Origin of the sequence: Arthrobacter sp. 179, from assembly GCF_052379645.1 — a bacterium.
Lineage (GTDB): Bacteria > Actinomycetota > Actinomycetes > Actinomycetales > Micrococcaceae > Arthrobacter_H.
On sequence record NZ_JBQSYU010000001.1, the window covers coordinates 230600 to 244154 of the forward strand.

At 61.6% G+C, this 13555-nt stretch carries 10 protein-coding genes, 2 tRNA genes and 1 pseudogene; 12 read left to right on the top strand and 1 reads right to left on the bottom strand.

The window, feature by feature from the left end; translation table 11 throughout:
- Positions 1-35 precede the first annotated feature (35 nt).
- The 12 genes from dnaA to ACT3UE_RS01230 all read left to right on the top strand — a co-directional run bounded on the left by dnaA (position 36) and on the right by ACT3UE_RS01230 (position 12076).
- Positions 36-1451 (top strand): chromosomal replication initiator protein DnaA, encoded by a 1416-nt coding sequence (gene dnaA, locus ACT3UE_RS01175; RefSeq protein ID WP_444554461.1) that lies wholly within the window; start codon positions 36-38, stop codon positions 1449-1451.
- Positions 1452-1856: 405 nt separating this feature from the next.
- Positions 1857-2978: a DNA polymerase III subunit beta gene (gene dnaN, locus ACT3UE_RS01180; RefSeq protein WP_444554462.1), complete on the top strand. Its 1122-nt coding sequence runs from the start codon at positions 1857-1859 to the stop codon at positions 2976-2978.
- A 43-nt stretch (positions 2979-3021) separates the two neighbouring features.
- Positions 3022-3909, top strand: a complete 888-nt coding sequence (gnd, locus tag ACT3UE_RS01185; RefSeq protein ID WP_444554463.1) for a phosphogluconate dehydrogenase (NAD(+)-dependent, decarboxylating) — start codon at positions 3022-3024, stop codon at positions 3907-3909.
- Positions 3910-3924: 15 nt separating this feature from the next.
- Positions 3925-5112: a DNA replication/repair protein RecF gene (gene recF / locus ACT3UE_RS01190; protein ID WP_444554464.1), complete on the top strand. Its 1188-nt coding sequence runs from the start codon at positions 3925-3927 to the stop codon at positions 5110-5112.
- On the top strand, positions 5109-5666 hold the full coding sequence (locus tag ACT3UE_RS01195; RefSeq protein WP_444554465.1) for a DUF721 domain-containing protein: 558 nt from the start codon (positions 5109-5111) through the stop codon (positions 5664-5666). Before recF ends, ACT3UE_RS01195 begins: the two co-directional genes overlap by 4 nt.
- A gap of 261 nt (positions 5667-5927) precedes the next feature.
- Positions 5928-8123 carry a DNA topoisomerase (ATP-hydrolyzing) subunit B gene (gene gyrB, locus ACT3UE_RS01200; protein WP_444554466.1) on the top strand — a complete coding sequence of 732 codons (2196 nt, stop codon included), beginning with the start codon at positions 5928-5930 and terminating at the stop codon, positions 8121-8123.
- A 49-nt stretch (positions 8124-8172) separates the two neighbouring features.
- Positions 8173-10863, top strand: coding sequence for a DNA gyrase subunit A (gene gyrA / locus ACT3UE_RS01205; RefSeq protein WP_444554467.1), 2691 nt, complete (start codon positions 8173-8175; stop codon positions 10861-10863).
- On the top strand, positions 10860-11411 hold the full coding sequence (locus tag ACT3UE_RS01210; RefSeq protein ID WP_444554468.1) for a DUF3566 domain-containing protein: 552 nt from the start codon (positions 10860-10862) through the stop codon (positions 11409-11411). The genes gyrA and ACT3UE_RS01210 overlap by 4 nt, the downstream gene beginning before the upstream one ends.
- Positions 11412-11521: 110 nt before the next feature.
- Positions 11522-11595 (top strand) — tRNA-Ile (locus ACT3UE_RS01215).
- 37 nt (positions 11596-11632) lie between these two features.
- The gene (locus tag ACT3UE_RS01220; RefSeq protein ID WP_444554469.1) at positions 11633-11749 is read left to right on the top strand and encodes a DLW-39 family protein; all 117 of its coding nucleotides are present in this window, start codon (positions 11633-11635) and stop codon (positions 11747-11749) included.
- Positions 11750-11759: 10 nt separating this feature from the next.
- Positions 11760-11832, top strand: a tRNA-Ala gene (locus ACT3UE_RS01225).
- 43 nt (positions 11833-11875) lie between these two features.
- The gene (locus ACT3UE_RS01230; protein WP_441356577.1) at positions 11876-12076 is read left to right on the top strand and encodes a hypothetical protein; all 201 of its coding nucleotides are present in this window, start codon (positions 11876-11878) and stop codon (positions 12074-12076) included.
- Positions 12077-12436: 360 nt separating this feature from the next.
- Here the strand turns inward: ACT3UE_RS01230 and ACT3UE_RS01235 are convergent.
- Positions 12437-13477 (bottom strand): annotated as a pseudogene (locus ACT3UE_RS01235) (recombinase family protein); the annotation flags it as partial.
- Positions 13478-13555 lie beyond the last annotated feature (78 nt).

The following is a 13555-nucleotide window of genomic DNA, read 5'->3' on the forward strand; positions in this document are numbered from 1 at the left end:
CACCGGACCGGCCCACCTTGAAGGGGGAGATCGCAATGAGCACAGACGAATCCAACAGTGTCGGCAGCTCCTGGCGTCAAGTCGTTCGGATACTCGAACAAGACGATCGGGTCACCCCCCGCCAGCGCGGATTCGTGGTGCATGCCCGGCCGCTCGGCTTGATCGGCACCACCCTGCTGTTGGCCGTGCCCAATGAATTGACCCGCGAAGTTCTCCAAACCCAACTGAAGAATTCCCTCGACGCGGCACTACGCCAGGTCTTCCAGGATGACATCCTCTGTGCCTTCAGCATTGATGCCGATCTGGTCCCGGACACGGAGCCGGAGCCCAGCAAGCCCGAGCCGGCTCCGGTGGCCAAGGAACGGATGAGCGACCACCGTCCCCAACCTTCCCCGCCCTCGAATTCCCAGGAGTTCGGTCGCCTGAACCCCAAATACATCTTCGATACCTTCGTGATCGGCTCATCGAACCGCTTCGCCCACGCCGCCGCCGTGGCGGTCGCTGAAGCACCCGCCAAGGCATATAACCCGCTGTTCATATATGGGGATTCCGGGTTGGGCAAGACCCACTTGCTCCACGCCATCGGCCACTACGCCCGACATCTGTACAACGGCATCAGGGTCAGATATGTGAACTCCGAAGAGTTCACCAACGACTTCATCAACTCCATCCGCGACGACGAGGGCGCCAGCTTCAAGCAGACGTACCGCAACGTCGATATCCTCCTGATCGACGACATCCAGTTCCTGGCGAACAAGGATGCGACACAGGAGGAGTTCTTCCACACATTCAACGCGTTGCACAACCACAATAAGCAAGTCGTCATCACCTCGGATCTACCGCCGAAACAACTGGCGGGTTTTGAAGACCGGATGCGCTCGCGTTTCGAATGGGGACTGTTGACCGACATCCAGCCCCCTGAGTTGGAAACCAGGATCGCTATCCTGCGCAAAAAGGCCACCGCAGAGGGACTTTCGGCGCCGGACGATGTCATGGAGTACATCGCCTCGAAGATTTCAACGAACATCCGCGAGCTCGAAGGCGCCCTGATCCGCGTGACGGCTTTTGCCTCCTTGAACAACCAGACCGTGGACCTGACATTGGCCGAGCAAGTACTCAAGGACCTGATCACGGACGAGGGAGCCCAGGAGATCACGCCGGCCGCGATCATCGCCCAGACCGCTGACTACTTCAATCTCAGCATCGAGGAACTCAACAGCAAATCCAGGACACGCACCCTGGTGACCGCGCGACAGATCGCGATGTATCTACTGCGTGAGCTCACCGACATGTCGCTTCCAAAAATCGGGGCGGAACTCGGAGGGCGTGACCATACGACCGTGATCCACGCGGACCGCAAGATCAGGGAACTCATGGCAGAGCGCAGGGCGATCTTCAATCAGGTGACCGAACTGACCAACCGCATCAAGCAACAACAGCGCGAGGGCTAGGAAGCCCGAGTTTCCAGCGATATGAACGCTTGTGGATAAGTCTGTGGATAATTAAGTGGACGACTAGGTTCTTCTGCGGATAACTACAGGATTCCTGTGGACCCCCGAAATACCAATAGTTTTTATCCACCGGCCCGTTGGACTTCACACGATGGGAACCCACAAGTTGTGAACAGCCTTAAAGCCCGAGACGAACACGCGGGACATGGTTATCCACAGTATCCACAAGGGTTATTAACACTACTAATCCCTCTTTCTAGAAGAATCCAGATAACAAGTTCCCGTTCCCGACCACTCTGGCCTGCTGAGCACAGATCCCACCGGGGCAGTATGCCCACGTTGATGACTCGGGCTAAGCTTGCACCGGAAAGTTGTCACCAAAAGCTGTGAAAGGCGGATCACTACGTGAAGTTCAGTGTTGAAAGGGACGTTCTGGCAGATGCCGTGTCCTGGACCGCCCGTTCGCTGTCACAGCGGCCTCCCTCGCCGGTCCTCTCGGGGATCCTCATCAATGCGGGAGACTCGGTGGTCTCCTTCGCCGGTTTCGATTACGAAATTTCTGCTCATTTGGAGATCGCGGCGGAAGTCTCCACTCCCGGCACCATTCTTGTTTCAGGCAAACTGCTGGCTGAGATCTGCCGAAGCCTGCCCCAGTCGACCGTCACCATCGAAACGGAAGGCTCCAAGGTCACCGTCACTTGTGGCCGTAGCCGTTTCCACCTGGCGACCATGCCCGTGGCCGACTACCCCGAACTACCGGTCCTGCCGGAAATCGCCGGTGTCGTGGACGGGGCAGCCTTCTCCGAGGCCATCGCCCAAGTCATCGTCGCCGCCTCAAAGGACGACACACTGCCGATCCTCACGGGTGTGAAGATGGAGATCGAGGATGACCTGATCACTTTCCTGGCCACCGACCGTTACCGTCTGGCCATGCGTGAGGTTCATTGGAAGCCCACAACTCCCGGCATCTCAACCTCGGCCCTGGTGAAGGCCAAGACGCTCAACGAAGTCGCCAAGACCCTTGGCGGTGCCGGGGAGTTGCAGATCGCCCTCGGAGAGAACAGCGACCTCATTGGTTTCGAAAGCGGTAGCCGACGCACGACTTCACTCCTGGTCGACGGCGATTACCCGAAGATCAGGTCGTTGTTCCCGGAGAACACCCCCATCCATGCGACGGTCCGCACCCACGAGTTGGTTGAAGCAGTGCGTCGCGTCGCCGTCGTTGCAGAACGGAATACACCCGTTCGACTGGCCTTCACCGATTCCCAGCTGGCCCTTGATGCCGGTACGGGCGAAGACGCACAGGCCGAAGAAGCCATCGAGGCCCAGCTTGAAGGCGAAGAGATCACGGTGGCGTTCAATCCCGCGTACCTGAGCGAGGGCTTGAATGCCTTCAACACGGAGTTCGTTCGGTTCTCGTTCACCACCGCCCCCAAACCGGCGATGATGACCGCCCAAAAGGCACTCGACGGAAACGACGAGGACGACTACCGCTACCTGGTCATGCCGGTACGACTTCCAAACTAAGGCCAATCCACCGACCGGGGATTCCACTATCGAGGAGGATGCCATGCACATCGGAATGATCGGCTTGGGCAAGATGGGCTACAACATGCGGGCCCGCCTTCGCCAGGGTGGAATCGACGTCACTGGGTACGATCGGAACCCCGACGTGACCGATGTCGGATCCGTCGATGAACTACTGGCCCTGCTGCCGGATCGTAAAGTCCTGTGGATCATGGTTCCCTCAGGGGCCGTCACCGATGCGGTTGTCTCGGAGCTCGCGGGAAAACTGGGGGAGGACGATCTGGTCGTTGACGGCGGAAACACCCGATTCAGCGACGACATCCGCCATGGCACCGACCTGGCCAAAAGCGGCATACGCTTTGTGGATTGCGGCGTTTCAGGTGGCGTCTGGGGCCTGGAGAACGGCTACGGGCTCATGGCCGGCGGTGCTCCGGAGGACATCGAGGAACTTCTTCCGCTCTTTGATGCGTTGAGGCCGGAGGGAACCAGATCCGAGAGTTTCGTCCACGTCGGCGACATCGGCGCTGGGCATTACGCGAAAATGGTCCACAACGGCATTGAATACGGCATCATGCAGGCTTACGCCGAAGGCTATGAGCTCCTTGCCGCGAAGGAGATCATCAAAGACGTCCCCGGAACGTTCGGTGCCTGGCAGCAAGGAACGGTCATCCGTTCGTGGTTGCTGGATCTGCTGGTCAAGGCCTTGAAGGAAGACCCGGAACTCAAGGACATCGCCGGCTATGTAGAGGATTCAGGAGAAGGCCGTTGGACCGTTGAAGAGGCCATCGCCAATGCGGTTCCTGCCCCCGCCATTACGGCTTCGGTCTTTGCCCGGTTTGCCTCGCGGCAAGAAGATGCACCGGCAATGAAGATGGTTGCCGCCCTGCGGAACCAGTTCGGCGGACACGCGGTGCGCCGGCCGGGCGAATAAGCGGGACATCAGCAGTTGTACGTTTCTCATGTTTCCCTGACCGACTTCCGTTCCTATCGCCAAATCGACCTCGAACTCGCTCCGGGCACGACGGTCTTCGCTGGTCCCAATGGCGTGGGGAAGACCAATATTGCCGAAGCCTTGGGCTATTTGGCTTCGTTGTCCTCACACCGGGTGTCCAATGATGCTCCCTTGATTCATTTCGATGCCGACCAGGCTCTGGTTCGGGCCCGGATCCATCGGGGGGAGCAGGCGGTGGGGCTTGAACTGGAAATCACGGCGGGGAAGACCAATCGGGCGAGAATCAACCGGGCCAACCCCGTCAGGGCCCGCGAGATCCTGGGCATAGTGAGAACCGTGCTGTTCGCGCCCGAAGACCTGGCATTGGTCAAGGGGGATCCCTCGGAACGCCGGCGCTATCTCGATGATGTCCTGGTTGCCTTGCAGCCCCATCAAGCCGCCACGAGGTCCGACTACGAACGCGTCCTTAAACAACGCAATGCCCTGCTGAAATCGGCCCGTTCGTCTGGACGATTGTCCACCTCCCATGAAGCCACGCTTGCCGTGTGGGATCAGCATCTGGCATCGGCCGGGGCAAAACTGTTGCGCGGTCGGTTGGATGTCGTGGCCACCATCGAAGGACATATTTCGGATGCCTATGCGGGGCTGACGGACGGCTCGAAACCCGCCACGGTTATTTATACGTCCACGGTTGGTGGTGTCCTCCCCGCCGAAGACAACAACGGGGAGCAACCGCTGGCCGCCGGGGAACGCAGCCCGCTGGCCGAGCTCGATCTGGAGGAGCTCCACGAGGCCTTCCTGGCGTCCTTGGGGTCCCAGCGCAAGAAGGAACTCGAACGGGGACTGACTCTGGTTGGACCACATCGGGATGATCTGGTTCTCGGTCTTGGACAGGCGCCGGCCAAGGGATATGCCTCCCATGGTGAAACGTGGTCCCTCGCCCTGTCGCTTCGATTGGCGGTCTACCGTGCCCTGTGTGAAGACGACGCGCGACCCGGTGCGAAGCCGATCCTCATCCTTGATGACGTGTTCGCCGAGCTCGACCTTTCACGGCGACAAAAATTGGCGGCGGTGGTCGCCGACGCCGAACAGGTCATCGTGACGGCCGCGGTCGTCGGCGACGTCCCGGATGAGTTGGGTGGGCGGGTGCTGACCGTGGGTCCAGGAACGGTATCGGCATGAGCCCGGCCGATAAGACCCCCGGGGAAGGGCCGGCGGAATTCGATGCTGCCCGGACCATGTTGAATCGCATGCGTCAGAATGCCGTGGCCCGGGGAGAAGTCAGGATAGATGCAGCCAGGGCCCGGCGGGCAGGAGAACGTAGCGCGCAGGCCCGGGAGATGCGGCGCCGTTCACCCACTGGTGTCTCCTACGAGGACGGCCGGGATCCACAGGGCATCGGGACGGTGTTCGGACGAATGGTCCGTGATAGGGGGTGGACATCCCCGGTGGCCGTTGGATCGGTGATGTCCCGGTGGACCGAATTGGTGGGACCGCAAATCAATGCCCACTGCACGCCGGAAAGCTTCGAGGACACGACCGTCGTGGTCAGATGTGATTCGACTGCGTGGGCGACCCAGGTCCGGCTCCTGAGCCACAGCCTGCTCAAGACCTTCGACGAGAAGCTTGGGCCCGGAGTGGTCACCGTCATCCAAGTCCTTGGCCCTTCGGCCCCCAGCTGGAAAAAGGGGATGCGCCGGGTTGCTGGCCGTGGGCCCCGGGACACCTACGGATAGCTGCGGATCATCCAGGAAGAAGCTTTTCGGTCATGGAAGACCGACCGCCCCCGGAAGTTACCGACAGGGAACCGGCTACAGAGGCACTGGGAGCCCCATCGGCACATAGGGCCTCACTCAAGGGCACTGGAGAGGCTTCTAGGCCGGTTTTTTTGCCAATGAGAGGCAATTGGGGGCTGATTTACCCCACCACGGCTGAGAAACACGGTAGAATTGTAGTTACGGTGCCCGCCCGTCCACGGTCAGGGCGCCGGTTCATGGATGCCCGATCTACCGGATCGGCGTCCTCCGAGAACGCACAAGGAGTCTGCACCGCCTGTGGATACTGAGAACACCACCCCCGAGGACGAGAATTCCACAGCACCACAGGAGCCGATAGCGGCCCAGGAACCCGGTCCGGCCGTAGAACCGGAATCAGTAGTGGAGCAGGAACCACACGAGAATTCCCACCGGGTCGAACACGCTTACGGAGCCAGCGACATCACGGTCCTGGAAGGCCTGGAGGCCGTTCGTAAACGGCCCGGCATGTACATCGGCTCGACGGGGCCGCGCGGCTTGCATCACCTGGTCTATGAGGTGGTCGACAACTCCGTCGACGAAGCTCTGGCTGGATACTGCGACACCATCAAGGTGGCCCTGCAGGAGGACGGCGGTGTCCGGGTCGAAGACAACGGACGTGGCATCCCCGTGGACATGCACCCGACCGAAGGACGGCCGACCGTCGAGGTCGTCATGACCATTCTGCACGCCGGTGGCAAGTTCGGTGGAGGCGGCTATGCCGTTTCCGGCGGTCTGCACGGGGTGGGTGTCTCGGTCGTCAATGCCCTTTCCAGCCGCGTCGACGCCGAGATTCATCGGCAGGGCAACGTCTACCGGATGTCATTCGCTGATGGCGGGAAGCCCCAGGGCGAACTGGTCAAGGGCGAGGAAACCGAAAAGACCGGAACGACGATCACGTTCTATCCGGATGCGGGGATCTTCGATACCACCGAGTTCGACTTCGAGACCATCCGCATACGTTTCCAGCAGATGGCCTTCTTGAATAAGGGTCTGCGTATTTCCCTGACCGATGAGCGCACGCTCGATGATTCGGCCGATGAGATCGCCGAGGACGACACTGAGGAACGGGCCCACGAGGCCGAGGAACCCAAGCACCGGTTCGTCGACTACTGCTACCAAAACGGGTTGCTCGACTATGTGGAGTACCTCAACACGTCGAAGAAGGCCGACCTCGTCCACCCTGACGTCATCGCCTTCGAAAGCGAAGACACGGAACGGATGATTTCCGTTGAGGTCGCGATGCAGTGGACGACCGCCTATTCGGAATCCGTCCATACCTACGCCAACACGATCAACACCCATGAGGGCGGAACGCACGAAGAGGGCTTCCGGGCGGCGATGACCTCGCTGATCAACCGCTACGCCAAGGAAAAAGGCATCCTCAAGGACAAGGATGACAACCTCACCGGTGACGACATCCGGGAAGGCCTCACGGCGGTGATCTCCATCAAGCTGGGAGAACCGCAGTTCGAGGGCCAGACCAAGACCAAGCTGGGCAACTCCATGGCCAAGGGGTTCGTCCAGGGTGTGGTCAACGACGAACTTGGAGACTGGCTCGAGCGCAACCCCTCGACGGCCAAGGACATCATCAGGAAGTCCCTTTTTGCCGCCCAGGCCCGTATGGCGGCTCGGAAGGCCCGGGACAATGCCCGTCGCAAATCCCCGCTGGAGTCATTCGGGATGCCGGGCAAGCTCTCGGATTGCTCCTCGAAGAACCCCTCCGAGTGCGAGGTCTACATCGTGGAGGGTGATTCCGCCGGTGGTTCGGCCAAACGCGGTCGTGATCCCCGGACCCAGGCCATCCTGCCGTTGCGCGGGAAGATCCTGAACGTGGAGCGTGCACGCCTGGACCGGGCCTTGGGAAATGCCGAGGTCCAATCGATGATCACGGCCTTCGGAACGGGCATCGGCGAGGAATTCGATATGGCCAAGCTCCGGTACCACAAGATCGTGTTGATGGCCGATGCCGATGTGGACGGCCAGCACATCACCACGCTGCTGCTGACCCTGGTCTTCCGGTACATGCGTCCGCTGATCGAAAATGGCTACGTGTACTTGGCGCAGCCACCGCTGTACCGGATCAAGTGGTCCAACTCGGCTCATGAATACGTCTTCTCGGATGCCGAGCGGGATGCCTCCCTGACCGCTGGTGCGGCGGCCAATAAGCGCCTCCCCAAGGACAACGCCATCCAACGCTATAAGGGCCTGGGCGAAATGGACTACTCCGAGCTCTGGGACACCACCATGGACCCGGACCACCGGACCCTGCGTCAGATCACCATGGAAGACGCCGCCGCAGCGGATCAGATCTTCGCGGTGCTCATGGGCGAGGACGTTGAATCCCGCCGTAACTTCATCCAGCAGAACGCCAAGGACGTGCGCTTCCTCGATATCTGAGGAAACCGTCCCCACGTTCCGACGCAGCTTTGAATAGAGGAAGAAACCGATGAGCGACGAGACGCCAGAAAACCCCCACGACCCGGAGCACGAGGACGTCGTGCAGCCGGACCAGCCCCTGGCCGCGGCCACCATCGACAGGGTCGAACCCATCGACCTGCAGACCGAGATGCAACGGTCGTATCTCGACTACGCGATGGCCGTGATCGTCGGCCGTGCCCTGCCCGACGTCAGGGATGGGCTCAAGCCGGTCCACCGCCGCGTCCTGTACGCGATGTTCGACGGCGGCTACCGCCCGGAACGGTCCTACAACAAGTGCGCGCGTGTGGTCGGCGAGGTCATGGGTCAGTACCATCCCCACGGTGACACCGCGATCTACGATGCCCTGGTCCGGCTTATCCAGGACTGGACCTTGCGCTACCCGTTGGCCCTGGGACAGGGGAACTTCGGCTCCCCGGGCAATGATGGTGCCGCGGCCCCGAGGTACACGGAAACCAAGATGGCTCCCCTGGCCATGGAGATGGTTCGCGAAATCGACGAGGAGACCGTCGACTTCCAGGACAACTACGACGGGAAGAACCAGGAGCCGACGATTCTGCCGGCACGGTTCCCGAACCTGTTGGTCAACGGCTCCTCCGGCATTGCCGTCGGAATGGCCACCAACATCCCTCCGCATAACCTGCGTGAAGTGGCCGCCGGTGCGCAGTGGTACCTGCAGAATCCGGAGGCGACGAAGGAAGAGCTGCTTGAAGCCTTGATGCAACACATCAAGGGACCGGACTTCCCCACCGGGGCACTCATCCTGGGCCGCCGCGGTATCGAGGATGCCTATAGGACCGGACGTGGCTCGGTGACCATGCGTGCCGTGGTCAATGTCGAGGAGCTGCAGGGGCGGACCTGCCTGGTCATCACCGAATTGCCGTACCAGGCCAACCCGGACAACCTTTCCATCAAGATCGCCGAGCTCGTCAGGGACGGCAAGATGGGTGGCATCGCAGATCTCCGTGACGAGACGTCCGGCAGGACCGGCCAGCGTCTGGTGATCGTCCTCAAACGTGATGCCGTCGCCAAGGTGGTGTTGAACAACCTCTATAAGCACACGGAGCTGCAGGGGAACTTCTCGGCAAACATGCTGGCCATCGTGGACGGCGTACCGCGTACCTTGTCCTTGGATGCCTTCATCCGTCACTGGGTCAACCACCAGATCGATGTCATCGTCCGGCGAACACAGTTCCGGCTGCGCAAGGCCGAAGAGCAGGCCCATATTTTGCGGGGACTTCTCAAGGCGCTGGACGCCTTGGACGAGGTCATTGCCCTCATCCGCCGGTCTCCGACCGTCGAGGACGCGCGTAACGGCCTGAAGGACCTGCTCGATATCGACGACCTCCAAGCCCAGGCCATTCTGGACATGCAGCTGCGTCGACTAGCAGCCCTGGAGCGCCAGAAGATCCAGGACCAGCACGCGAAGCTGGAGGCCGAGATCACCGAATACAAGATCATTCTGGCCGATCCGGTGCGTCAGCGCGAGATCATTTCCGAGGAGCTCGACGGAATCGTCCAGCGCCACGGGGATGACCGTCGTACGCAGATCGTCGCCGGCTATGACGGTGACATGTCGATGGAAGACCTCATCCCCGAAGAGGAAATGGTGGTCACCATCACCCGCGGCGGCTACATCAAGCGGACCCGAAGCGACAACTACCGCTCGCAAAACCGTGGTGGCAAGGGGATCCGGGGCGCCCAGTTGCGTGGGGACGACGTGGTCGAGCACTTCTTCGTCACCACCACGCACAACTGGCTGCTTTTCTTCACCAACCACGGGCGCGTGTACCGGGCGAAGTGCTACGAGCTGGCCGAGGGCGGTCGCGATGCCAAGGGCCAGCACGTGGCGAACGTGATGGCTTTCCAACCGGATGAGCATATTGCCCAGGTCCTGGACCTGCGCGATTACGAGCAGTCGCCCTATCTGGTGTTGGCAACCCGCCGGGGACTGGTGAAGAAGAGTCGACTGACCGACTACGACACGAACCGTTCCGCCGGGGTGATCGCCGTGAACCTGCGGGAAGGCGACGAGCTGGTGTCGGCGCAGCTGATCTCGGAAACCGATGATCTGATGCTCGTTTCACGCCACGGACAGTCCGTGCGGTTCACAGCCACCGACGAAGCGTTGCGTCCGATGGGCAGGAACACGTCGGGAGTCACCGGCATGAAGTTCCGTGATGACGACGTCTTGCTGACCGCGGGCGTCGTGGGAGAAGACTCCTATGTCTTCACCGTCACGGAGGGAGGCTACGCCAAGCGGACCTCTGTGCAGGAATACCGTGTGCAGACGCGGGGCGGCATCGGCATCAAGGTGGCTAAGTTGGCCGACGAACGCGGAGTCCTGGCCGGGGCCCTCATCGTCGAGGAAACCGACGAAGTGCTCGTGGTCATGCAGCGCGGGAAGGTCGTCAGGTCCAAGGTCACGCAGGTGCCGGCCAAGGGACGCGACACCATGGGGGTCATCTTCGCGAAGCCGGATAAGAAGGACCGGATCATCGCAGTGGCCAAGAATGCTGAGCGTGGGCTGGGAGTCGATGAGGACGAGGATGAAGTACCGTTGGATCCTGAAGATTCTCAGCAGAGGGCACCGGTAGTGGACGGGGCACCGGCCGATGGTGAAACCGGCTCCGTTGCCGCGGAGTCCGTGGAAGCCACCCAGGCTGCTGATGAGACCGAAATCGACGGAGGTAATGCGTGAGCACCCCGAACAACCCGCGCCCAGCGGCGCCGCGGCAAAAGCCCGGCGGACAGCAGGGACGCCCGACCGCTCCCACGCAACGACCTGCCTCCGGTGGCCAGCGTCCTTCGGGCCAGTCAGCCGCAGGCAGGAGCCCCGCCCAGAAGAAGGGGACCCAGCAGCTCGTGCGGCCGGCGCCCAAAGCGAAGGTCCGTAAGGCCCGACTGCTCATCAGCAAGGTCGATCCCTGGTCGATCCTGAAGATGGCGTTCTTGTTGTCGGTGGCGTTGGGGATCGTCACCGTCGTGGCGGCCGTCGTACTGTGGACCGTCCTGGATCTGACCGGCATCTTTGATCGAGTGAACGATCTTCTCGGGGAGGTGATCGGTTCGGAGTCAGGATTCGACCTCAAGGAGCTAGTTTCCCTGGGCCAGGTTGCCTCCTTCGCGACCATCATCGCCGTTGTGAACGTGGTGCTGCTCACGGCCATGTCGATGCTCGCTGCCGTGCTTTATAACATTTCCTCCACCCTGGTCGGTGGAATCGGGGTCACCCTCACCGACGACTGATCGGGTACTGATCGGCTTCCGCGGCGTCGTGTCCACCACGCCGCGGAAGCCGATTTGTTTTCCCGGCGACCGGTCCGGTAAAGTCATATCTCGTCCTGAAGGGACAATGAGGGCGTATAGCTCAGGCGGTTAGAGCGCTTCGCTGATAACGAAGAGGTCCCAGGTTCAAGTCCTGGTACGCCCACGGAATCCCTCCATCTTCCAGGAACTGTGGAGAATGCATGCGGAAATTATTGGTCGCAGTCGTGGCCGCCGCCTCCGTGGTCGTCTACCGTAGATGGAAGGCCTCCGAATCGGAGAAATCCGTGTGGAAGGCATCGACGGATCAACTCGATTGATTCCCGTCACGGGGGTATGGCGCAATTGGTAGCGCACCTGCTTTGCAAGCAGGGGGTTAGGGGTTCGAGTCCCCTTACCTCCACCCAAAGTGTCTTACGGGAACACGCGACATCGAAAGATGTTGTGTGTTCCCGTTTCGCTTCCTTGCCTTCGTCGCCGCCCTGGTGCGCTTCGCGGAAGATCGTCGCGAAAGGTTCGGCCAGCGTGGGACGGAGCTGTTCGTCGTCGGTGATGTCGAGGCGCGTGTAGAACGCTTGGTTCGCGAGTCGCCTGTCAGCGTCTCCGGAGCGCGTGTAGGCACGGTGCGCGTCGGTGAGCAGCCGTAGCGAGTCGTGGAGGAAGGCGCGCCCGCCGGTGTGGTGCTCGCTGTGTTCAGCGAGTCGGCGGTTCACATCGGCGAGGCCCGCGCGGATGCGGTCTTGGTGCCTTTTCAACGTGTCGAGGTCGATGGCGTCGGCGAAGTGCGCGGCGAGGAGCTTGTCGGACTCGGATTCCAACCTGGCTCGGTTCGCCGTCAGATCGGCAAGTTTCTGGTCTTGGCTGGTGTTGCGCTTGTCGAATGCCGCATCAACGTCGGCCGCGATTCGTTGGTAGGTGGTGTCACTAATCGTGATGCTCGCGTAGGAGTCCGCGACGAGACGTTCCGCGACCGCGACGGGAACCGCGCGTCTGGTACAGGTCGTCTTCTTCGCAGCGCGGCCGGAGCAGATGAAGTAGGCGTAGGTGACACCGCGTGGGTTGGTGGCGAAGTCGAGCAGCATCCGCGACCCACAGGTGCCGCAGTGCAGCAGGCCCTTGAGGTGGTGGGCGTGCTGGACGTGCCGGGTCATCTTCGCCGTCCGCGCCCGGAGCAGCGACTGCACCTTGTCGAACAGCGCAGGCTCCACGATGGGATCATGCGCGCCCGGATGCAGCGCACCTTTGTAGCGGATCACTCCCGCGTAGTACGGGTTCGTCAGGAGCTTGTAGAGCGTGTTCTTCCCCAACGGCTTCGACGGACGCTTCGGCGTCGGCACCGTGAGTAGCCCCCGTGCGGTGAGGTCGCGGAGGAGGCCGGTGACGGAGGTCTCGCCTTCGGCGTAGTGCTCGAACGCCCAGGTGATGAGCGGTGCTCGTTCGGGATCGACCTCGACCGTGCGAACCTCCCGCCCGTTGTCGTCCGTCTTGCGGACGTTCAAATAGCCGATGGGGGCGCGCATCGGGGTGCCGCCCTGGGCGACCTTCTGGGTGAGGCCCTTGGTGACTTCGGTGGCGAGGTTGCGGCTGTAGAACTCCGCAATACTCGACATGATGCCGTGCACGAGCATCCCCGACGGCGTCTGATCGATGCTCTCGGTCGCCGACACCAGGGTGACGCCTGCGCCTATGAGTGCTTCGTGGATTTTCACATCGTCCGAACGGTTGCGGGCGAGCCGGTCGAGCTTGTGGACGATGCAGAACGTGATCCGGGTGGCGGCGATGAACGCCAACATCTCCTGCAACCCATCCCGATCCGCAGACCTCGCAGACTCCCCGGCATCCACGAACTCCCGCACAACCCGCGCGCCCAGTTCGTTGGCCTTCCTCGCGTTGGCCTCTCGCTGCGCGGGGATCGAGAACCCCTCCTCGGTTCCGCCCCGCTCAGCCTGCTCACGGGTCGAGACGCGGAGATAGGACACAGCCAGCAGCACCGGCCGATCGTCCGCTTGCGCGTTGGTCGGGATGACTGTGGGAGCGGTGGTGGTCATGCGGTGCTCTTTCGTCGGTGCAACAGCTCGGGTTCTTCATGCTCTTCTACTCTGCCGCGCGCATCTGACATCAGGCTC